The sequence below is a fragment of the Spirulina sp. LEGE 11439 genome, assembly GCF_059821285.1.
The window spans coordinates 39,349-62,349 of sequence record NZ_JCAMRX010000021.1; the positions used below are offsets into that span (position 1 = coordinate 39,349).

A 23,001-nucleotide genomic window follows, 5' to 3' on the forward strand; every position below is an offset into this window, starting at 1 on the left:
TTTTCAGCGTACAATAGTATAACAACATTCAAACTCGCCTCTACCATCCTCCTCATCTCCCCAATTCAATCATGCCCGATCCATCCAACTCCAATAACCTAGGAACAGATTCGAGCCTTCTTGATTCTGTGGCATTTGTAAACCCTGCTTCAGAATTCGATCTCCCTTTCTCGAATGCCCTTTCGGCTGCGAGTAACAATCCCATGCCACCACCACCGGACGACAATACACTCGGCCGTGCGAGAGTGCATCGCTTGGGAACAGAAAATAACGATCGCTTCCTCGATATTGCCACCAACGATTCATCTGATTTTGGCGCTTATAGCGTCGGTTATACAATTGGGAAATTGAACAATTCGACCCATCTCGATCGCGATATCTCGATTGCCTACTACGACGATCTCGGGAGCAATATTGTTTGGAAGCGCTACTATGGCAGTAATGGCAGGGGAGATGACGTTGCTAATGCCGTTGCTCTCAATCCCTACTATTCCGATTTCTTCGTTGCGGGATACACCGATGGAGATTTTGGCGGAGTCGGTTTTGGCGGTAAAGATGTTTGGTTTGGGCGTTTCAGTCCCAATGGGGAATTGGTGAATTCTTTTCCGCGTAAATGGGGATCTGCGGGAGATGATGTTGCCGAAGCGATCGCGATCGACCGAGAGGGACACATTTATCTTGCCGGGTACACCACGGGGGATCTTGTCGGCCAAAACCAAGGTGGAAAAGATGCGTGGATCGCAAAATTCAATCCGGACGGAGAATTGCAATGGAAGAATAAAATCGGCACATTAGGCGATGATGTAGCTACTGGCATTGCTGTAAACTCTAATGGAGAAGCCTTCGCGACCGGCTATAGCACCAGTGCTTGGCAGGGGGACGACCGGCATAATGGTTCGTCTAGCGCTTGGGTTCTCAAATTTGATAGGACGGGACTGCGCCGAGGTTTTCAGAATACGTCTCAAGGATACGACTATATTGTTGGCGGCGACACGAAAGCCTATGATATTGCGATCGATCCCGATTATCCCAACGCGATCGCGATTGTTGGCAGCACGACAGGAAACGTCGGGGGAATGAATGCAGGGGGAATTGATGCGTGGCTTGCTTATTATTACGATGATAGTTTCCGCGATCCTTATCAGCAAACCAAGCCTGTTTGGATCGATCAAATCGGTACGGCAGGGGATGATATTGCCAATAGTGTTAGTATAGTTGGCAATCGCATCCTTTTAGGAGGCTATACGACCGATTCGATGGCCGGTCGTTCGGTGGGTGGGAAAGATGCGTGGTTGGCAATGTACGAAATCGATTTTAATGTGCAACTCCAACTCCAACAATTAGGAACGGCAGGAGATGATATTGTCACGGGGGTTGACATAAATCGCGATGGCGATACCTACTTCCTTGCGGGTTACACTGACGGACAACTCGGCAACCACGAACATTACGGACCCGATCCCATTGGCGGTTCTCAAAGCGAAGATATGTGGATGGCAACCTATCGCCAATACAACCAAGCCCCAAACCACTTGGATTTTAATTTGTATCGCACCGATTACCAGCAGCACGAGCCTTTAAATGCCTTCGTTTCTGTATGGGATTCCGATACAATTTACGATATTTCCCATATTGATTTTCGTCTGATTAAATCTGATGGCACGGAAATCGATCTTCCCGATGTGACGGCCGGTATCATATCGAATGACCGACAGAACAAACAAGGCTCTTTCAATTACAGGGTTAACCTCAATCGTTACGGTTTGGAACAGGGGAATTATACTCTCACGGGAAGGGTTATCGATCGCGCCGGACATACGGATGGTGCAACCTTCGAGCAAATGTTTTCGATCGTCTCTCCTCTCACCAATCAAGCACCGGAAGAGTTAGATCTCCGCATCAAAGATGAGTGGCAAACCTTTGCCCCCGGACAACTTCTCGAACTGGAATACGGACGAGTTTTCGATAACGACGGCGCCTCGAATTTAACGCATATTGCCTTTGAGTTAATCGATCCCAGTGGCAATACCATTCAACTTCCCGATGCAACGCAAATATACGCGGAATCGGAAAATTTTCAAGATCCGCGCGCTCGTTTTGATTATCGCGTTCAATTGCCGACGGATTTGCAACTATCGGGACAGTATTTCCTCAAAGCCGTTGCTTATGACGGATCTGGCAAGAAGAGTAATATCGTTACGAATCATTTGAACATCTATATTTTCAGAAATTTATCTTACGGTCCGAACTTCAGCCTCGATCGCTATGATTATAGGACAGATGAAACGATCGAACTCAAAAACATCCATATTCACCATCCCGATGGCATCAATAAAATCGAGTCTGTGCAATTCTTTGTCAAGGACTATCGCAACAACGCAGAAATTGCCCTCGGGAAAGTAACGCAGTGGACGGAACAAGGCTTCTCCGATGGAACATTCAATTTTAATATTAACTTAGGCACTCTGGGTCTCGGCTACGGAAACTACGAACTTTTTGCTCGAGCTTATGATATCGCCGGACGGACTGCAGACCATCCCCAAACGCAAACTTTCTCCGTGCGATCGCGGCAATCTTCTGACTTTTTCTTAGATATCCCGGGGAGCGATCGTGAACATAAAAATACCCAAATTATTACCATTAATGACGGTCATTTATTCTATCAAGACAGTATCGAAGGGGTCGATCGCATTGATTTCCGCTTGTCGAGCAATGACTGGACGATCGATGTCCCCGATGTAACGGAATTTGCTCTCCAAGGAACTTCCGATGCAACTTTTGAATATCGTTTTGACTTGAGCCAATACGATTTAGAAGTAGGGCAGCACTATACCCTAGCAGCACTGGCTTTTGATGCTTTGGGATATTCTACCCGTAACTCCATTTCTTATCAATTCGAGTTTACGGAGAATCGCGCGCCGATGGGAATGACTTTCAATCTCGACAAGAATAGCTATCTAGCGACAGATATCCTTGAAATTACTGAAGGATTCATTCGCGATCGCGATGGTCGCGAAGATCTAGACCGGATTGACTTCGAGTTAATCGATGTAGATGGAATGATCGTCGATCTTGCCGATGTTGTTGAGTTTAGCCCGGATGCAGACCGATACGACGAAGTTCGTTTTACCCATACCCTTAACTTGGGCAATTATAATCTCGCCTCGGGTGCTTATACCCTCAATGCAATAGCTTACGATCTCGATGGGGCAACAAGCGATGTTGTCAGCAAGAATATCGAGATTTTCCCCTTTAACTCCAGTCCCGCATCCTTGCGTTTCAGTCTCGATAAAATTGACTATAAACCTACAGATACCTTGCACGTTAAAGATGGTTGGGTGCAAGATCCCGATGGGGCGCAAGATATCTTTAACATTCGCTACGACCTTCGCAAGGATGATGGCACGATCGTCAAGAGTGACATTATCGGCGACCTGACGGCGGCATCTTGGGATCCCCTTTGGGTGAGTTTTGCGGGAGATATTGACCTCGATGCCTTGAATTTAGGCGACGGGATCTATACGATCGCGGCGATCGCTTACGACATCGCCAATACTGCCAGCAATCTTTTCGAGCGATCGTTTACCGTTACCGCACCTCCTCCTAATGCTGCCCCATCTAGCTTAACCTTTAGCTTGGATCGCAGCACTTACAAACCCACAGACACCATCAATCTCGGCAATGGTTGGGTACGGGACGAGAATGGCGCAAATACCCTCGAATATATCGATCTTCGCATCATTACCGAACAAGGTGACACCATTGAAATTAGTGATGATATCGCCAATTTCAGCGTCGCCAGTTGGAATCAAGAATGGGCAAGTTTCCAACATGGCGTGAACCTAGATAGCTTAAACTTGCAAGGGGGTTCTCACAAACTGGTTGGCATTGCTTACGATTGGGAAGGAACAGCCAGTCAGCAATTCGAGCGCGGTTTCTACCTCGAAACCCCTCAACCCAACCTCAACCCTACGGATCTGCGCTTTACTCTCAACCAAAGCACTTATAATCCTACAGATACTCTCACAATTGGTAATGGTTGGGTACAAGATGGTGACGGTGCTAGCGATCTGGAAAACATTACCTTTAAAATTATCGCTGGCGATGGCAGCGATATTAATTTGGGTAGCACGAACAATTTTACTCACGTCACTTGGAATCAAAACTGGGCGGCTTTTTCCGGTAGTTTCGATTTGAGTCAGTATAACCTCAGCGAGGGTAACTATGCTCTTATCGGGATGGCTGTAGACCAATCTGGGGGAGAAAGTCAAACCCTATCGCGCAGTTTTACCATTCAAGCCCTGCAAACAAATAATACCGCTCCGGCTGGATTACAGTTTGGTTTGAGTGGCAGTACTTTCTCGGTGAATGATACTTTGCAAATTACTAATGGTTGGGTGTACGACAATGATGGGAATAACGACCTCTCGGGGGTTGAGTTCAAGTTAGTGACGGAAAACGGTACGGTTATTGATGTTAGCGATGCTTTGGCATTAACTCCTGCTACTTGGGATTGGTCGCGACGGTGGAGCAGTTTCCGTCATAGCTTAAACTTGAGTTCGTTGGGTTTGAGTACGGGACGCTATACTCTGCGCGGCAAGGCTTACGACCAAGCTGGAGATTATAGTAATACCTTCGCACGGTCTTTTACGATTGTTTAAGCGATCGCGATCGCATCATCATCATTTAATCTCGAGTTGAGATAATGGGGGATAGTTTAATTCTATTCCCCATTATTATTCAGGGTAGCTCTGCGATCGCCTATAGCATTACGCAAATACATTAGGACATGAAGAAAATGAACCACAGAGTCACAGAGAAACACAGAGAGAGGGATCAGCCATCGTAACCCTCAAGTGCCTAAAATGTAACGCGACACCCAATTTTCACTTACAACTAAAATTGGTATTGACAATTTTAGTTGTAAGTTGTAAAGTATAAATATGGCAAACTTGCAACATATCGCAAGCAACACCCCGAAATGGTCACTTGACGAATTGGTGGAGATGGCCAATAGCCTTCTCCCTCAATTTCTTCCCTCTCAAAAAAGTCATGGGAGGGTAAAAGAAGGCGTAACGCCTCGTTTAGTGCGCCATTACACCAGTGCGGGCATGCTTGACGAACCCCAAAAAAAAGGCGGTCGTTATGCAGTATATGGCTATCGTCATCTATTGCAACTATTAGTCGTGCGACGACTACTCGCCGAAGGATATGGAACAAATGCCATTGGCGATTTAGCGATCGCCACAGATAACGCACATTTAGAAGCCCTCCTCCAAGGTGGCGTACAACTGACCGTAACTCCTGCGAATCCTGCTTTAGGATTCTTACAAGAGATCAAACAGCGTCGAGGTGCAGCACCCGTAGATTCTCCATCTCTCTCTCCCCAACGCCCGCACAAACAAGAAATTCCCGTGTCTCAGCCCGAAACTCACTGGACGCGCATTGAAATCGTGCCGGGTTTAGAACTTCATATTCGTGAAGACTTTAATCATCCTAAAAGTCCACAAGAACAACAAAATTTATTACAACATATTGCCCAAAAATTATTTAATTTGGGAGGACAAAAACATGAAAACACCTAAAATTGAATTGATTTCCTTACGAGATGCGACCAGCACGGAATCGACCACGACTCTCGATCTATTAGTAAGAATCGTGCCTCCCGAAGCTGATACGATTAACAATCGTCCCCCTTTAAATCTTGGTTTAGTCATCGATCGCTCGGGATCGATGCGAGGACTCAAAATTGATTATGCTCGTCAAGCCGCCCGTTTCGCGATCGAGCAATTACTACCCAGCGATCGCATCAGCGTCACGATTTACGACGAGCGCATCGAAACCATCATTCCCAATACCCTAGCGATTGATAAAGCCAGTATGTTGAGTGCGATCGATCGCATCCATTCTCGAGGTGCAACCTCCCTCCATGACGGTTGGCTAGAAGGTGGAATTCAAGTGAGTCAGCATCTCGATACCGAACGCTTGAATCGAATCATTTTACTTTCCGATGGCTTAGCCAATCGCGGCGAAACCAATCCCGATATCATTGGGACGGATGTAAAAGGATTGGCGCAACGCAGTGTCAGTACGACAACAATGGGCATGGGAGAACATTACAATGAAGATCTATTGGAACTCATGTCTCGTCGTGGAGATGGCAACTATTATTATATTGAATCGCCAGAAGAATTGCCCGCTATTATCCAAAATGAAATGCAAGGTATTTTGGCAACATTTGGGAGAAAAGTAACTTTAAGAATCGAACCTCAAGGTGATGTCGAACTTGTTGATGTTTTTAATCGTTTTGAAATTACCCATCAGGGAGAATATAAATTGCCAAATTTGATGAATGGGAGTCCGTTTACCATTGTTTTGCGGTTAAAAATTCCGCCTCTGGCTCAATCGACTCCTTTGTGTTCCTTCCGATTGACTTGGGAAGGAGTAGAAGGAAAAGAACGACAAAAAATACGCACTTCCTTAGAATTACCCGTTGTCACCGACGAGCAGCTCGAGGCCTATCCCTTTAGCGATCGCGTGCGCCAACAGGTTATGATTATGATGTCTGCGTTGTCCAAAGAAGAAGCCGTTAAATATCTCGATACGGGGGATTACGAGCAAGCTGAGGCGGTTCTCGACAGCATGAAAGCGGAAATAGAACGCACCTCTCAATCCCCATTCCTCGAACCCGAAAAGCAATCTCTTTCCGATTTGCAGGCAGATATTAAAGCTCGGCGAATTCGTCAGGGTCGCAAACGCGCTCGTTATGAATCTCACTATCGACACCGCACATCTTCCGATCCAGAAGCAATGGAAGAATATTACTTGAATCGTTATTTACAAGGGCATGGGAAATATTTGGAAATTGTTAAGGGTGATATTACCGAGCAGCAAGTCGATGCGATTGTTAATTCTACCAATACCGATTGTTTGGGGGGAATTGGCATGGATGCAGCCGTTCATCAGGCTGCCGGACAGCAATTACGTCAAGAATGCGATCGCATTGTCCCCCTTGCTTTAACTGAAGCCAAAATAACCTCGGGGGGCAACCTTCCCGCTCGCTGGATTATCCATACCGTTGCCCCCACTTGGAAAGGCAGTGAGAACGATCGCGAGTTGTTGGTGCAATGTTATTTGAATATTTTGCAAGTGGTTAGCGATTGCGCCCCTCAAATCAAAACAATTGCTTTTCCAGCCATTGGTACGGGAATGCGCTGTTTTCCTATCAGTATGGCCGCTCGGGTCGCCCTCGGGTATGTTTGCCCTCGCTTAGATTTGTTTGAGAAGGTATTTTTTGTTTGCGATCGACCCGAAGTGTACGATTGCTATCGAGCGATCGCGCAAAGATAAAGGAAGGCAAGAGCGATCGCTATCTCTGCAACATCCTTGTTAACCTTACCTTGACCTCAAGCGATCGCAATTCTGTTGGTTCAATTGTTAAAATTGAAGGATTGCGATCGCAATATTCCGAGGCGATCTCGATAATTCTCTACCTTCGTCTAGGTCATTATTTAGGCAGATATTTTCACAGTAGATCATAATTAGATATCTCCATCTTAACTTTTGCCCACTCATGAGTCGTCATTATCAGCCTCGAACTTTTTCCCCACAATCTTCTTCGGAAAACAAACAGCCTCAGTTTAGCGCACCCCCTGTTATTCAACCCAAAACGGTGAAGAAACTAGAGGCACAACTTCCAGAGTGGAAACCGGGAGGAAGCGGCGTATCAAGTGCGTTGGAGCGACTCGGAGATGCTGCCGCAGTACAAGCAAAATTGACCATCGGGCAACCGAATGACCGATACGAGCAAGAAGCCGATCGCGTTGCCCATGATGTGGTGCGACATATTAATTCTCCCACAGGCGATCGTTCCCAGTCAGAAGGAGCAGTACAACGAGAAACAGAAGAAGAATTGCAGATGAAACCTCAACTGCAACGACAGGAGAACCTCGGGGGAGGGGAAGCCTCCTCAGAATTAGAATCGTCCATTAATCATGCCAAAGGAGGCGGACAACCCTTAGATTCTGGGTTGCAACAGTCTATGGGACAAGCGATGGGAGCAGATTTTAGCGGCGTGAAAGTTCATACTGATAGCCAAAGCGATCGCCTCAATCAATCCATTCAAGCGAGGGCATTCACCACCGGACAGGATGTATTCTTTCGGCAAGGAAATTATAACCCGGGCAGCAAAAGCGGACAAGAACTCATTGCCCACGAGTTGACCCATGTGGTGCAGCAAGGAGGAGGGGTTCAACGGCAAATTCAACGCGATGCGATCGCGACTCCCACCTTTACAATTCAATCTGTTGCTCCCAACATTATCCAACGAGATCCAAGCTTGGATCTCGAAAAAAAATGGCCGTACAACGGTAAGAATATCGCAAAATACGATCGAAAGTTTGAGGATGTCAATATGCGCCAAACAGGAGTCAAAAGCGGAGGAGACAAAGGACTGGGAACTTTGGGCTTAGGTCCTTGTTGTGCTTTGATCGTGGCTTGCAAGGTTCAAGGAGAAGGCTGGGTCGTGGGAATGCACCATTACTCCGGCATTAATACGAGTGGGCGAGAAACCAACATTACGGATACCTATAACAATTTGCTGAATGAAGTTACGACTTCTGCTCAGAGCAAAGGAACGATACAATATACTCGCAAATATCTCATTCCCGGTACGGGATCGGCAGCACACACCGAATCAATTGAAGAATTCGAGCAGGCAACTACGTTTGATAATGATTGGCGACAAATGCTCGCGAGTTATGAAACGGACGGCCATGTAGGCTCGATTTCGGTGACGATTGAAGAGGTCGGCCACTGGTTTAAACCCAACGATCTCAACATCAAATATTACTACACCGCATAAACCGAGGCGGACGATTTTGAGAGGAAAGTCATGCGATCGCACCTCTTCTAGCTGAATTCTTGCTGTTGGAAGACGCAACAATTCTATACTTTTGTCTAGGTCATCTTTCTCAATTTGGACTTATAAAGGAAAATAAAGACATCAGTTGTAACCCTTGCTCGCTCATGAGTCGCCAACACCAAACTCGGATTTCTTCCCAGAAATCATCATCGGGAAAAGAACAACCTCGTTTTACCGCACCCCCCGTCATTCAACCCAAAGCAGCAACGAAACCCAAGGCGCAACTCCCTGAATGGAAACCGGGAGGAAGTGGGGTCAATCCGTTGGCACGACTCCAAGAGACAGCAGCAATACAGGCAAAATTGACGATCGGGCAACCGAACGATCGTTACGAGCAAGAAGCCGATCGCGTGGCTCGTAATGTCGTTCGGCGTATTAATGCTCCAGTGTCTGATGCTCCGCAACAGGAAGAAACGGTACAAAGGGAAACGGTAGAACAGGATAATAAATTACAGACTAAACCCATGCTGCAACGACAAGAAGCGGTGGATGGGAGCGAGGCATCCTCAGAACTAGAATTGTCCATCAATCGTGCCAAAGGAAGTGGACAAACTTTAGATAAAAATCTGCAACAATCAATGGGACAGGCGATGGGAGCAGATTTTAGTAACGTCAAGGTTCATACAGACGATCGCGCCGATCGCTTAAATCAATCCATTCAAGCGAAGGCATTTACAACCGGACGGGATGTATTCTTTCGACAAGGAGCGTATCAACCCGGAAGCCAAGGCGGACAAGAATTGATTGCCCACGAGTTGACCCATGTGGTTCAGCAAGGAGAAGCAGGAATTCAGAGAACTTCAGAAATGGTCGAGTCTGAAGGGCATTCCCCGAACAAAACAGGACTGCCTCATAGTCTCAAAGCAGGAGTAGAAGGTCTGTCGGGAATATCTATGGATGATGTAAACGTGCATTACAACTCTCCAAAACCCTTCGAGATTGGGGCTTTAGCCTATACATCAGGCACGGAGATTCATGTTGGCCCCAAACAAGAAGAGCATCTGGCTCACGAAGCGTGGCACGTTGTACAGCAAAAACAAGGTCGTGTTTCGGCGAATGCCCAACTCAAGGGACTTGCACTGAACGATAGTCAATCATTGGAACGCGAAGCCGATGTAATGGGTGAAAAAGCAATTGCTTATAGTACTTCGGAATCCTCTCAATCCTTGCAGTCTAAAACAATTCAGCGCTCGGTCATTCAAGCTCGCGTACCCGAACTTACCTATTTGCAAGTGCAAGAGAATCCAGAAGTAGTGAGAGAAATATTATTACATGGCGTTAGGTATATAAGCGAGGAAGAACTAGGCGTGATGTGGAGAGGCATACAAGAATCAGAAGATGTAGAAGAAGACTACGATTTGACTCCAGACTTACTGATTTATGCGATCCGCACTGGTGGTGTTGACACTCTCTTTCAAGCCTACGAATGCTATAAAGCCTACATGGGATCTGAAAAACAGTTTACAGAAGAGTCAGCAGAAGAGACAGCACCAAGTGTAGATACGACTAAAGCGATCTTGACCCAGTTGCCCGGACTCGTTCGCGAAATCGGTCAATTAGTAGGCCGAGCGGATATTTTGGAAGCCGTATTTGGTGTTGACAGCGTAGGAGGTATTGTTGCTACCTATCAAAAGGCTATGGCTAGTATTTCCGAACATATTACTCACCAAACTTCTCCGATAACCTTAGCTGGAAATAAAGATCACAATCAATGGGTAGGGGTTGGTGGAATGACCAGTTTTGGCTCTCCTACCGTTCAACTCGGTCAGGGACCCGCGCAGAAGCTAGCTGGTGGTAACCTTTCAGGTAAAGGAACGTTGTTACATGAATTTACCCATGCTGCAGGCAATACCCAGGATCATGCCTATGACTTGGCGGGATGTGCAAAACTAGGTCCGAGGCAACGAGTCAATAATGCAGAGACCTACGTGCATGGATATTTAGAATTTATGGGCCAACATAACACTCGGCATATCTACGATGCCGAACTCTCAGCCGGGAAACGTAAAGTAAAGGCGAGTGGGGAGTTAGAGAGTGAAACAGCACAAATTCGGAAGAAAAAATTTGGAGGTGTTAAGGGATTAATTGCGGAAGTCTGGAATCATACCGATGATGCTTACTTGGCAGCCCAGCGCATACTATCCGGGAAACTCAGATTAGAATTAGCTCTAGAACAAAAGATAGTTCAAGCAGCTACCATACCTCATAACTTGATCCCCAATGATAGCAATAAGCAGATGGTTTTGGCACTCATTGAGGATCGAACGTTGGCGTTAAATGAGGTCAAAAAAGAGCTTAAGAATGGAATCAAATCAATTGATTTAAGCGACTTGAAGAAATGGGATGCAGAGGAGATTCTTGCAGAGTTGATGAGAGATAAGTTGAATTTAGACTTTGATACGGCAAGACAATGGGTTTACTACATGACTAATTTAACTCGTATAGATTGGTAAATATAACACGATATACCTCTGGTCGGCTGGATAGAAATGCGAAACCCAGCTTTTTCTGCTGCGATCGTTTTGCGTTCGCATTGAGATCGACAAATATAGCGCTACGTGCTAGGGATTAGAGATTAGAGATTAAAGAAATCGCTATTCCTAACGTTAACTAAGAGACATTCCACCCACAAGTTTCAGTACTGGTGAGCGATCGCCCCAATTTTAAATACTCGGTTTTAGTTGCTGCAAGGATATGTTTCATCATCACGGATTCGTCAGCATTGGCGGCTAAAAAGGCAGCATTGAGGGCAATGGATTTGATATTACCCCCCGTAACATCCAGTTGACCCAACAGAGCGAAATTTAGCCCTTCCGTTGGTGCTTGCTTCGGAAAAGCGCGTTGCCAAATTTGAGCGCGCTGTAGGGCTTTAGGATAGGGGAAAGTAACCACAAAACGCAAGCGACGCAGGAAGGCGCGATCCAAATCGTCTTTTAAATTGGTGGTGAGAATTGCCAACCCTTGATAAGCCTCCATCCGTTGCAGGAGATAGCTCACCTCGATATTGGCGTGGCGATCGTGAGAGTCTTTCACTTGCGTGCGCTTGCCAAAGAGAGCATCGGCTTCATCAAAGAGCAAAATTCCGCCCCCAATTTCTGCTGCATCAAAAATCCGGCGCAAATTCTTCTCAGTTTCGCCAATATATTTGCTCATCACCGCACTGAGATCGATACGAAACAAATCTAACCGAAGTTCATGGGCCAAAACTTCGGCGGCGGTGGTTTTCCCCGTCCCGCTTGCCCCAGCAAAGAGTACAGTTAGACCCAAACCTCGTTGATTTTTATCGGCAAACCCCCAATTTTGGTAAACTTTGGCTTGTTGGTGTATTTGAGCGAGAATTTGTTGCAAAATCCCCGTTTCTCGTTCTGGCAACACGAGATCGTTCCAAGTGGCACGGACATCAATGCGTTGAGCTAAGCCCTCCAATTGCGGTCGCGCTTGCAAGCGACAAAAATCCCAGAGACGTTCGTGCAGCGTGGCTTTAGCCGTATCGCTCCATTCTTCCGGTGAGGTTGGAGAATGCGATCGCACTGCCGCACTGGCGGTTTTAATCATGGTTGCCGATAAGCGAAATTGTGCTGCCAAACGTTCGAGATAATTGTCGCGATCGCCTTGATAATCTTGCCACGCAGCTTGCCAAAGTTCGAGTTGTTCTGCATATTCAAGTCCCACCACATCAAAGGTGACAACGGACGGATGGGATAGTTGCAATCTTTGGTCGGTTGCGATCATCACTGGAACCTGTGCCGACTCTAAAAATGCGTTGAGCAGAGAGGCTTCCTCGCTTTCTCCCACAGAAACCGATTGATTGACCTCGACCAATAATAAACTGGGAGCAAGAGTAAACCATCTCTGCCAGCGCATGACTAAATTCTGGAGTTCGTCGCGCTTTTTGGGAATAGCATTGCTCGAGAGGCGATAGAGAGGAAGTTGAAAAGATTGGCTGACTCGATAGGCGATCGCCCGTTGAGATTCTCTGAGAGTTCCGCACAACTGGGCGATCGATCTTTTCCCTTGGGATGAATGCAAGATCGCGACGACTTGTTCGACAATTTTTTGGTGAGATACTTGCAAAGGCTCTCGAGGGGAAGAATCTGGGTAGCGAGCGAGCGTTTTCGACAGGAGCGGATCTCGATAAGGCTCTCCCATGAGATAGTGCAGAATGGCCTCGTCAATTTGCAGGCAAGCACGGGGTAATTCTGGACTGTTGGCACAATGAACGAGTTGCCATTGGCGCAAAGGGCGACTCTGGGTTAACGCATTCCAATGAGGAGTAGGAAAACACTGATAGGTCAATTGAAAAGTTGGATAGTTCAACTCGGCTTTATTATGAGCGATCGCAAAGAGATTGGGAAACTCTGGATCGATGGCTTGTCCCACGCAGCAGAGCAAAATCTCCCGCTCGAAGGGCGAAAGTTCAAATATCTGACAAATTCCCTCGAGGGCTGGAGAAGCTGGCATTGTACTGGCGATCTCGTCTAATCGTTGGGAGTTAATCTCTATGACCGAATTCTCTTCACCTCGAGATTGGGCAATATGGCGATCGAGGAACGCGCGCGCGATCGCGATCGCCTGTAACAAATATGTAATATTAGTGGCTTGCCAATCTGGATGAGATTGCTTTATCCTGCCTTGGTATTCTGTGGTGTTTGGCTTCAATTTGAGATTTTTCCTCTCTTCTCGATTGCTGACACCCTCAATGGTCATTGATAGTTACTCCGCTATCTTCAAGAGATTACGTCATCGTAATTCTATCTCAATTTTAATCATGCGATCGTTCAATTCGATCCAAGTCATCCACTTAAGGCGATCGCGACAAGTCTTTCTTCGCAAAGTTCTCAAAGGAAACCCGATACTAATCTTTGACCCAATGGCCACTGCAACCGATCGCACTGATTTTTGTTAAATTGGCGGATATTCTACTGGGTAGAGGGTAAATTAAGAATGATCCCTATTGATTTCCCGCAGCGCTTCTTATGACTCCAGATCGAATCCCTGTCAAGCTCATTCTCGACACCGACCCAGGCGGTGATGATATCTTTGCCTTATTTTGGATTCAAAGTTTAGTTAAACAAGGATTTGCCGAATTGGTGGCCGTGACGACTGCTGAAGGGAATGTTCCTGCTGAGCATACCTTTAATGCGGCTTGTCAGATTCTCGAACTCGGAGACTTAGAAAATGTCCCCGTCGGTCGGGGTGTTGATGTTCCTTTCAAACAATTTGACGACGCTTCCCACATTCACGGTCCCGATGGAATGGGCAATCTCTCTCGCACTTTACCGGAAGTCGGGCGGAGTTTTGCCGATGCACCTTCCTCTGACGATCTGCTGATTGAAAAGCTCGAAGCAGAACCCGGCGCGATTACAGTTGTTGCGATCGCGCCTCTCAACAATCTGGCGGCAGCCGAAGCGAAAAGACCGGGGATCCTCACTTTAGCGCGAGAAATCATCATTATGGGAGGCGCTTTTCAAATGCAAGGCAATGTTACCCCTTATGCCGAGTTTAATATGGCATTCAATCCCCAAGCTGCGGAACGAGTTTTTGATTCGCGCAATGATTTGGTGATTTTTCCCCTTGATGTGACGCGGCAATTAGTGTTTACGCGCAATATCATGGAACAGATCGTACAGGTCAATCCTCAAGGACAATTGACCCAATTTATGAAAGAATTGGCGGAATTTTTAACCCAAAGTTCGCTACAATATCGAGAAACAAAAGGTGAATATGGTTTCTTGGTTCATGATGCTCTCACGTTAGCTTATTTGTTTTATCCGGAAACTTTACAGTTTAGCCGCGCTCGCGTCAGCATTGAAACCAAAGGAGAATTTACGACGGGTCAAACCTTGATGGATCTGCGTCACTCCCCTAAAGATACGGCCAATGCTTGGGTGGCGGTTGATGTTGACGTACCGGGTTTCTTTACCTGTCTTTTAGAAGATTTAAAAACCTTAGTTGGGATTACTATCGATTAATATCAATTCGTAATTGGGATAGAGAATATATCTTCATATCATTGCGGGTTCTTTCTCGCTTTCGAGAATATAATTGGGAATGCAGTTTTCCTGCATATAAGTATGGTAATCGCTAACAGCGCGATCGCATCGTTCTCGACTCCAACCACAATAGCGCGAAAGAACCTCGATTGTGACGGGCAACGCATCTAAACCATAATTTTCCTGCATGGCGATCGTGGTGCGACGGCGCAAAATATCGACGGCTGTTTCGGCCATTTCCGACGCGACTGCATAGATGATTTGTGCTTTGATATCTGGGAGATTAGGAGAAATGCGATCGCTCAATTCGGGATTTTCTCGGGTTAGGGCTAAAACGGCTCGTGCTTTTGAGCCGTAAAGACTGAAAAGATGGTAAATCGTGTTTGCAGAGATGCGATCGCCGTATTCTTGCAAGGTTTGTTGCAGGCGAGGATCGGTAGCAAGGATGCAACCGGGAAGCGGAGCATTTAAGGTGGGACAAGTCAGTGCGTTGCGCCCCATTTTTTTCAAGGCTGCATTCACCATTTCTTCTCCGACATGGCGATAGGTGGTGAGCTTGCCACCAATGAGAGAAATCATATTTTTAACGCCTTCTTTTTGGTGATCGTAAAGGATATGTTTGCGCGTCAATTCTCCCGGTTTTTTCCCTTCTTGGTAAGGGAGAGGACGCACGCCACAGTAGGTAAAGATGATATCTTTGCGGGTTAAATTAGCGGTGGTAATAATATTGTTGGTTTCGGTTAACAAATAATCGATCTCTGCATTGTCGGCTTTTACCCGATCTAAATCGCCGTTAAAGGGAAGATCGGTGGTGCCGATTAATACTTTATCCAACCAAGGAATAATAAAGAAAGGGCGACCGTCGCTTTTCGCTTCTACATATAAACTGGTATTGGGAGCGCCGGGGAAGCGATCGACAATGATATGGCTGCCTTTTGTGCCGCCGATCTTGCGTTTTTTCGCGATCGCAACCTTGATTCCGCGTTGGCAAACGCGATCGACCCAAGGCCCCGCCGTGTTAATAATTATTGTATTCTCGCCCCCAAAAACAGTAAATTCTTTGCCGTCTAGAGTATCCTTGCAATGGAGTTGGGCAATGCGATTGCTTTCTCCGACCAATTCTGTGACTTCAACATAGTTTAAAACCGTGGCCCCGGCTTCTTTGGCGGAGAGAATATTTTCCCAACACAATCTTTCCGCCCGAGTCACCTGTCCATCATAATATTGAGCACCTCCCGATAGCCCTTCGGGATCGAGAGAGCGAAAAACCTGTTTGAATTCTGCTCGAGGAAACATTCGATGAGGAGGGACGGTTTTATCGTAACTGAGAAGGTCGTAGAGGAACATTCCCGCCCAGATTTTCCAATAGGGGCGCGATCGCTGAGTATAAATAGGAATGGTTAATAATAAGGGTTTAACGAGATGAGGCGCAGTTTTTAATAAAATTTCTCGCTCCCGCAAAGATTCCCTCACTAAGGGGACTTCAAAAGATTCCAGATAGCGCAAGCCACCATGAATTAAGCGACTCGACCAACTTGAGGTCCCACTGGCAAAATCGCCTTTTTCGATTAAGATAGTTTTTAAGCCTCGCAAAGCGGCATCTCGCGCCACTCCTGCACCGTTAATGCCCCCTCCGATAACAATTAAGTCGTAAGTTTGCTTTTGGATATTATGGAAATTCCGCACGATTGACTCCGCTCGCTACATGGGAAATGCTCCCAATTCCATCATAACCACACTGTTGCGGGGAATTCTTGTCTTCTACAAAAGAAAATACAAAAAAAATTTGCCCCAATTCGGAATAAATGTGTTATTATGAGAAAAGCGCAATTTTTCGCGGGTGTGGTTTAATGGTAAAACCTTTGCCTTCCAAGCAAAAGACACGGGTTCGATTCCCGTCACCCGCTTTTTACAGTTATCAGTGAACAGTTATCAGTTATCAGTGAAGAGTTATCAGTGAACAATTGGTTTCTTTGAGGGAAGAATGTAGAGGAAACCAGAAATTAAGGTTAATGTTACGGCTAGCCAAAAGAGACAGAGGGTGAAAAAGTGCCAAGAGTTGGGTAATGGTGCCATTAAAAAAGAGATGGCAGCAATCTGTACGACTGTTTTGAGTTTGCCCCAGATATTGGCTCCGGAAATTGTGGTTTGATTGATTCGCCAGCCGGCGATCGCGAGTTCTCGTGCCAAGATTAAAAAGACTCCCCAAGCGGGTACGACTCCCCATTGAATGAAGATGAGGAAGGGCGCAAATACTAATAATTTATCGACGAGAGGATCGAGAAATTTACCTAAGTCGGTGATTTGATTGAGTTTGCGAGCTAAATAGCCATCTAACCAGTCGGTTCCGGCTGCGAGGAGAAAAATACCTAGGGCGATGAGACGATGGCGATCGCTGGGATCTTGCAGAAAAAGGAAGAGAAATGGCACTCCTAGGAGTCGAGAAAGGGTGATCCAAGTGGGTAAATTAATGCTTTGCATGGCGATCGCGAGAGTAGGCTGACAAAATTATAGAGGCGTTGCGAACAACGCCTCTAGCAATAGAAAGAGAAATTTGCTTGATAGTAAAGACTCTCTAACGACGAGAAGAGAGAGCCATCAAAATCCGCAGCATATACCAGAATAGTAAGGCAACTGAGGCAAAGAGTTCGAGAGAAGCTGCAACGTAATGCTGGGTTGAATAGTGGTTCATGACTTTGGAGGTATCGTAAAGAATGGCTGCCGAAGCAAAAACAACCATCACCACTGAGAATAATAAGCCTAATGTAAAGCCAAAAATAGCGCTACAAATAATTAAGCCCAGTGCGACAAAGCCTCCTAGTTTTAAGATCCCTCCGAGGAAGGTAAAATCTTTACCCGAGGTAAAAGCGATCGCGGTTAAACCGCCAAACATTAACAAAGTGAGTATCCCCGCCGTCGGAATAACAGTGGGATCGGAGAAGGCCGCAGCAATATATAAAAGAGGTGCAAAGAGGAGGGCTTCACCGACCACATACAAACCGAGTCCCATATATTGAATATTCGGTTCGTTGGCTCGAGCGGCTAATCCTCTCGACATCCAACCCAGTACAGCAAATCCACCCAAAATTAACAGCCAGCTAAATCGGCTGGAAAAAGCAAGTTGGGCCATTAAGCGAGCAATACCGATTTGAAAAAAGATAAATTCGAGGGCGATAAACGCGCCGATCGCTCCGGCTAGATGGGTATAGGTTTTTTGAATAAATTGAGCGCGTTCGTTGGGTCGTGCCTGTGCAACGGTAATCATAATTGTGTTTTTCGAGTCGATAATGAAATGTCAATCTCACGCGATTCCCATTTTAACGAAATTTCCTAGAGAACGCTTACAACAAAAATATTAAATTTCTTGACGAAAAGAGATAAAGAAGGTTTGCGATCGCGTCATTTCAGTTATCAGTTATCAGTTATCAGTTATCAGTTCCGATCGCTAAAGTGGGAGGCTTGAGACCTTATTATTTTGGCTATTGCAACAAGAGTGCAGTCTTTATATCTTCTGATAAAGATAATAAGTAACCATTCTTTTTCTGATTTTTTGTGAATTTTTAAGCGATTGTTGTTAAACCGTCGAGATAATCTTGCAGTTGGCGATCGTGATCGTGACTGAGAGTTCCTAATGGTAATTCTTCTCGGGTAAAGGCTCGAGCTTCGGAAATTTCAATCGTATCCTCAATTTTTAAATTTCCCGTTGCGCGAACTTCTAATAACATACTAATAGAATGAATTCTCGGGTCGCGATCGGGAGCCGAATAAATTCCCACCAAGCGTCCGAATTTATCTAAATCTAATCCTGTTTCTTCTTTCAATTCTCGCCTTGCTGCGGTTGGCAAATCTTCTCCCCAATCAATAATTCCTCCCGGTAGTCCCCATGTTCCTGTATCGCGGCGACGTACTAAAACGATGCGATCGTCCGGTAAAATGGGGATCAGTGTTGCTCCGGCGATGGGATGACGGAAAATAATACCGAGGACGGTCGAGACAAATTGCCAATATTGACGCATGAAAATTAAGAGGCGAAGACGCATTAATTATACGATCGCAACGAACCTAAAGATAGACGCGATCGCTCTCTCTATTATCGTCATTAACTAGGGAAATGATATCTGTTGGAATGTTCTTGAATCATTTTCAAGTTTCCTTGATTTAAAAGTTGCCAAAAATGACGATCGCTTCAGGAATATCTCCTTTTTGCAAGGCATCGATACTTTTACCTTCTTGAACGAGATAGCGATATTGTCGGGTATCATTTTTAAGAAAGTTACATTTAGGCTGTCCCAGTATTGCTTGTAGATCGATTAAGTCTGTAAATTCCAACCCATTAGCGATCGCTTGTCGTAAAGTTTGCGCTTTGGTTAGCGACACTTCTGAAACCGTCGGATCCACAGAACCTTGGGGACAAATTGCCAAGCGATTATCACTTAATTGGAGAGAGGTAAGATTAAAGGGAGATTGTTGAGCATTGGGAGAATTTTGGTTTGCGTTTGGCGTTACGGGTTTTTCGCGATTTCGATCGCGAAAAAAATCAATATAAGGCGAGAGATCGAAAGCTCGATGAGAATCACTTAATGCCGCTCCCACAATACCAGCAACGACGATTAAGACAGAAACTCCGATCGCTCCTTTTAAGAAGTCATCCATCTTCTGATAGTCTCTGTTTAGGAGAGTCTATTGCGATATCTCTATTTTAGTGCATATGAACTGCTTTGCCTAGAGTTAAAAAATTAATCTTCAGTTAATTTTGGCTAATTTCTACATTTTCCCTACAGTCCGTACTAAAATCTCAAACGGGTACTTTCAAGAGGGGAGCAAATTTTGCTCAATGTCTCAAAAGGTGACTCTGCGCTGATTCTTGAGGTGCGATCGCAATAGGATGAAACATGAACGCTAAATTGCCAGATGGATATCGAGAACGGTTATGCGGCTTGCTCCAAGCAGAATGGCATGGTGGCGAGAGCTATACTAAGTTTGCCGCTCGCTTGGATTTAGGTTCGGGAAAGACCGTCAAAGCGTGGTTAACGTTAGATTTTCGCGCCGAACCCGATCCGCAAAAATTGCGGAAATTGGCGCATCATCTCGGTTGGGAGTATTGGCAGTTAATGTGCTATCTCGATCGGGGGGATCGTCCCAACTTGCCTGCATCAATTGAGAGCAATCTCACTTTTAACACAGATCGCCAAGGCACGATCCCGATCGCGGTGTCGGTATTAAAACAGATGTCCGGTTTAGCCACCCAAGCGATCGAATTGCTGGACAAGCCTAATTCTCACAATTCAAATTCTGAATCTCCTTCTAAAAAACTTCCTTCAACTCAAGTGCCTAAATTGAAGAACTTAACTCAAGCGATCGCAGACTGTATTGAGCGATCGCGTCAAACCACCTCTCAGATTGAATCTCGAATTCGCGATATCCGCTATTACGGTTCCTCGGAGGTTAAACTCACTTTAGAAAAATTTGAAGCTATTCGGTGCGGGGAAATCTTACCAACGAATGAAGTGACGATCGAGGCAATCGCGGATGTGGTCGATCGCGATCGTGAGGTATTTACCATTCAAGATTGGTTGAGTGCTTGGATCGTCTCTATTTATGAGAAGTCTGCAAAGATAGAAACCAAGGTAGTAGAGCCTTGTCAAAGTGCTGACGTTGCTTCCTAGGAGTTTCAATTGAGCTTCTGTGGGATTTTAGGCGATCGCCATCAACTCATAAAAATACTTTTTGTGGATGTTTGCGATCGCCAGTGAGTTAGAGTTTATTCTGAGGTTGGATGACCGCAAGCACTACCTTTTTCCTCTTTTTGAAAGGCTTTTCGGAAGAATGACTCATGGGGAGAAATATCCTGTGAATAAAAATTGTAAAGCGATCGGGTTTGTCGATAAGCGACTTGTGTGTTCTCTTCTACTGCATTATCCCACAATTGGTTTTTTTGAGCATGATGGATCGAGCCATTAAAAAGCATTTTACAATCGCACGCATATTTGCGAGTATCTTGCAAGATGTGTTCGTGCCAAACGAAATCGACTTCGTGGGAAGGAATGAGAATTTGGGAGGGATGCAGGTAGGAGAGAAAGAGAAAGTATAAATAATGAGCGATCGCGAGGTTGGCTCGTTGGTGCGTCCATCCCGATCGCATCAGAGAGGTTGCAACCGCACTCAGATCGAGTTTCTCGAGTTTTTGCTGCATTTCACCGCGATCGAGTTGGTATGATATTTGGGCGATGCGATCGGCTTGTTGAGAATTGTCAAGGCACTGTGTAGAAGCACGTTTGAGAGTAGAATGCAAAAGGGAAGCAATGCACCGATAATCAGAATGTAACATTACAGAATCTCCGTCAATATTAATCAGATGGAATAGTCGTTAGTTGTCAAAAGAGTGCTGTTTTAGGGTTGAGAGCAATAACACATCGAGGATTTTGACGAAATTGAGATGCACTTTTTCAATTCCTTGAATTGCTGCTTTTTGGGAGATTGTACCGGACCACATTAGACCGATTCCGGTGAAACAGAAAATCGTACTTGCGATCGCGAGAAAACAGGTCAAATAAAAGCGAATCCGTAATTGTCGCAATTGTTCTTTTTCTAATTGGTTCATGAGATTTACCTCTTTACTTCTGTTCTCATTATCTTTTGCGTGTTGCTGACTTGAGTGCTGACTTATGCTCGATCTAAATTTGAGAATTTTACGATTGATGAGTTATAGGTGACTTTGTGATGGATAGGTGACTTCTTCTTGACTATCGAGAAATTCAGAGCGATCGGGATATCATCAGAAGCAAAGGAATTAAGAGGAGTGTATCAATGCCTAGATCGCTGAGAGTTGCTAAACATTACATTGAAACAACAAAACTATCAGTTCAGAAAAATGGTTTTGCTCGTCAAAAAGATTTAGCAGAATATTTACGTCTCTCTTTATCAACAGTCAATAGTTTTCTTAATGGTAGACCCGTGGATTATCTGAATTTTATCGAAATTTGCTTTGCTTTGCAACTAGATTGGCAAGAAATTGCAGATTTTCACAAACAGCAAGAAATGAATCATACAGACTTTATGCACATCTGTAATGAACTGGAAGAATTTCCAACCTATATCGAACGCCCTCCCATTGAATCACATTGTTATCAAGCAATTTCACAGCCGGGAGCATTACTGCGAATTAAAGCACCAAAACGAATGGGAAAATCATTACTACTGAACAAAATACACGAATATGCTCTAAAAGAAAACTATGCTTACGTTTCTTTAGATTTGCTTTTAGCAAATAATGGTATTTTAACCAATTCAGACACATTTCTCAAATGGTTCTGCTGTGTTATTGGTCAAAAATTAAAACAGCCCAATAAATTAACTGAGTTTTGGGAAAACGATTTAGGGGATAACTATAACTGTACGGTATATTTCGAGGAATATTTGTTAAAATCTCTGCAATCTCCGCTTGTTTTAGCATTGGATAATATTGAAATATTGCTCAATTATCCTGAAATCGCGGAAGATTTTTTTAAGATCCTGCGAGCTTGGAATGAGCGGGCAAAAACCCAACCGCTTTGGAAAAATATACGGCTTATCATCTCCTACTCTACGGAGATTTACATTAAACTCAATATTAATCATTCACCGTTTAACGTAGGGATTCCCATCGAATTACCAGAGTTTACATCAGAGCAAATTGTAAAATTAGCACAATATTACGATTTGAATATAGCAGAAGATAGTCAAGAGTTAAAGGATTTGTACGATTTGGTTGGCGGACATCCGTATCTCATTCAGCGAGCAATTTATTGTTTAAAACAACAACAGCGCAATCTCAAAGAATTGTTGGAAACCGCATCTACCGATTCAGGCATTTATCGCGATCATCTTCGAGGACAGTTCGTTTATTTGAAGGAGTTTCCCGAATTGGTAGAGATGATGAAACAAGTTATTCGAGAAAGTCAAGCAGGTGTCGTTCAACTAGAACCTATTTCTGTATTTAAGTTACAAAGTTTAGGATTAATTAAACTTAAAGGTAAGGGAGTTAAACCTACTTCTAAGTTATATCAATCCTATTTTGCTAGATACCTTTAGTTTTTGGAATTTCTG

Annotated in this window: 17 protein-coding genes and 1 tRNA gene; 9 read left to right on the forward strand and 9 right to left on the reverse strand. The window is 45.0% G+C overall.

The window, feature by feature from the left end; translation table 11 throughout:
* The first annotated feature begins 71 nt into the window (after nucleotides 1–71).
* The 5 genes from AC6RV6_RS15185 to AC6RV6_RS15205 all read left to right on the forward strand — a co-directional run bounded on the left by AC6RV6_RS15185 (nucleotide 72) and on the right by AC6RV6_RS15205 (nucleotide 11,376).
* Nucleotides 72–4,661 carry an NHL repeat-containing protein gene (locus AC6RV6_RS15185; RefSeq protein ID WP_500241714.1) on the forward strand — a complete coding sequence of 1,530 codons (4,590 nt, stop codon included), beginning with the start codon at nucleotides 72–74 and terminating at the stop codon, nucleotides 4,659–4,661.
* Nucleotides 4,662–4,943: 282 nt separating this feature from the next.
* Nucleotides 4,944–5,585 carry a MerR family transcriptional regulator gene (locus AC6RV6_RS15190; protein ID WP_500241715.1) on the forward strand — a complete coding sequence of 214 codons (642 nt, stop codon included), beginning with the start codon at nucleotides 4,944–4,946 and terminating at the stop codon, nucleotides 5,583–5,585.
* Nucleotides 5,572–7,350, forward strand: coding sequence for a macro domain-containing protein (locus AC6RV6_RS15195; protein WP_500241716.1), 1,779 nt, complete (start codon nucleotides 5,572–5,574; stop codon nucleotides 7,348–7,350). The genes AC6RV6_RS15190 and AC6RV6_RS15195 overlap by 14 nt, the downstream gene beginning before the upstream one ends.
* A 223-nt stretch (nucleotides 7,351–7,573) precedes the next feature.
* Complete coding sequence (locus AC6RV6_RS15200; RefSeq protein ID WP_500241717.1) at nucleotides 7,574–8,863, forward strand: eCIS core domain-containing protein; 1,290 nt, start codon at nucleotides 7,574–7,576, stop codon at nucleotides 8,861–8,863.
* 164 nt (nucleotides 8,864–9,027) lie between these two features.
* Complete coding sequence (locus tag AC6RV6_RS15205; protein WP_500241718.1) at nucleotides 9,028–11,376, forward strand: eCIS core domain-containing protein; 2,349 nt, start codon at nucleotides 9,028–9,030, stop codon at nucleotides 11,374–11,376.
* Between the two features lie 157 nt (nucleotides 11,377–11,533).
* Here the strand turns inward: AC6RV6_RS15205 and AC6RV6_RS15210 are convergent, their stop codons facing one another.
* On the reverse strand, nucleotides 11,534–13,630 hold the full coding sequence (locus AC6RV6_RS15210; protein WP_500241719.1) for an ATP-binding protein: 2,097 nt from the start codon (nucleotides 13,628–13,630) through the stop codon (nucleotides 11,534–11,536).
* A 33-nt stretch (nucleotides 13,631–13,663) separates the two neighbouring features.
* Nucleotides 13,664–13,816: a hypothetical protein gene (locus AC6RV6_RS15215; protein WP_500241720.1), complete on the reverse strand. Its 153-nt coding sequence runs from the start codon at nucleotides 13,814–13,816 to the stop codon at nucleotides 13,664–13,666.
* Nucleotides 13,817–13,899: 83 nt separating this feature from the next.
* On the opposite strand from AC6RV6_RS15215, the gene AC6RV6_RS15220 reads away from it, so the two are divergent.
* Nucleotides 13,900–14,895 carry a nucleoside hydrolase gene (locus tag AC6RV6_RS15220; protein ID WP_500241721.1) on the forward strand — a complete coding sequence of 332 codons (996 nt, stop codon included), beginning with the start codon at nucleotides 13,900–13,902 and terminating at the stop codon, nucleotides 14,893–14,895.
* A gap of 33 nt (nucleotides 14,896–14,928) precedes the next feature.
* Here AC6RV6_RS15220 and glpD read toward each other — a convergent pair whose 3' ends face one another.
* Nucleotides 14,929–16,602 (reverse strand): glycerol-3-phosphate dehydrogenase, encoded by a 1,674-nt coding sequence (gene glpD, locus AC6RV6_RS15225; protein ID WP_500241722.1) that lies wholly within the window; start codon nucleotides 16,600–16,602, stop codon nucleotides 14,929–14,931.
* A 150-nt stretch (nucleotides 16,603–16,752) separates the two neighbouring features.
* Between glpD and AC6RV6_RS15230 the strand changes: the two genes are divergently transcribed.
* Nucleotides 16,753–16,823: transfer RNA gene (locus tag AC6RV6_RS15230), tRNA-Gly, on the forward strand.
* 46 nt (nucleotides 16,824–16,869) lie between these two features.
* On the opposite strand, the gene pgsA is transcribed toward AC6RV6_RS15230, so the two are convergent.
* The 4 genes from pgsA to AC6RV6_RS15250 all read right to left on the reverse strand — a co-directional run bounded on the left by pgsA (nucleotide 16,870) and on the right by AC6RV6_RS15250 (nucleotide 19,569).
* Complete coding sequence (gene pgsA / locus AC6RV6_RS15235) at nucleotides 16,870–17,388, reverse strand: CDP-diacylglycerol--glycerol-3-phosphate 3-phosphatidyltransferase (protein ID WP_500241755.1); 519 nt, start codon at nucleotides 17,386–17,388, stop codon at nucleotides 16,870–16,872.
* 103 nt (nucleotides 17,389–17,491) lie between these two features.
* Entirely contained in the window at nucleotides 17,492–18,181 is a 690-nt protein-coding gene (locus AC6RV6_RS15240) for a Bax inhibitor-1/YccA family protein (protein WP_500241723.1), read from the reverse strand.
* A 295-nt stretch (nucleotides 18,182–18,476) separates the two neighbouring features.
* A complete protein-coding gene (locus tag AC6RV6_RS15245) occupies nucleotides 18,477–18,932 on the reverse strand; it encodes an NUDIX hydrolase (protein WP_500241756.1) in 456 nt (151 codons plus the stop codon).
* Nucleotides 18,933–19,074: 142 nt separating this feature from the next.
* On the reverse strand, nucleotides 19,075–19,569 hold the full coding sequence (locus AC6RV6_RS15250) for a hypothetical protein (RefSeq protein ID WP_500241724.1): 495 nt from the start codon (nucleotides 19,567–19,569) through the stop codon (nucleotides 19,075–19,077).
* Between the two features lie 239 nt (nucleotides 19,570–19,808).
* Between AC6RV6_RS15250 and AC6RV6_RS15255 the strand changes: the two genes are divergently transcribed.
* Nucleotides 19,809–20,582 carry a hypothetical protein gene (locus tag AC6RV6_RS15255; RefSeq protein WP_500241725.1) on the forward strand — a complete coding sequence of 258 codons (774 nt, stop codon included), beginning with the start codon at nucleotides 19,809–19,811 and terminating at the stop codon, nucleotides 20,580–20,582.
* Between the two features lie 95 nt (nucleotides 20,583–20,677).
* On the opposite strand, the gene AC6RV6_RS15260 is transcribed toward AC6RV6_RS15255, so the two are convergent.
* Both AC6RV6_RS15260 and AC6RV6_RS15265 read right to left on the reverse strand, forming a co-directional pair.
* Nucleotides 20,678–21,244, reverse strand: a complete 567-nt coding sequence (locus AC6RV6_RS15260; RefSeq protein WP_500241726.1) for a glycine-rich domain-containing protein — start codon at nucleotides 21,242–21,244, stop codon at nucleotides 20,678–20,680.
* Between the two features lie 39 nt (nucleotides 21,245–21,283).
* The gene (locus AC6RV6_RS15265; protein ID WP_500241727.1) at nucleotides 21,284–21,517 is read right to left on the reverse strand and encodes a TRADD-N-associated membrane domain-containing protein; all 234 of its coding nucleotides are present in this window, start codon (nucleotides 21,515–21,517) and stop codon (nucleotides 21,284–21,286) included.
* A 206-nt stretch (nucleotides 21,518–21,723) separates the two neighbouring features.
* On the opposite strand from AC6RV6_RS15265, the gene AC6RV6_RS15270 reads away from it, so the two are divergent.
* The gene (locus tag AC6RV6_RS15270; protein WP_500241728.1) at nucleotides 21,724–22,986 is read left to right on the forward strand and encodes an AAA-like domain-containing protein; all 1,263 of its coding nucleotides are present in this window, start codon (nucleotides 21,724–21,726) and stop codon (nucleotides 22,984–22,986) included.
* The last annotated feature ends 15 nt before the right edge of the window (nucleotides 22,987–23,001 follow it).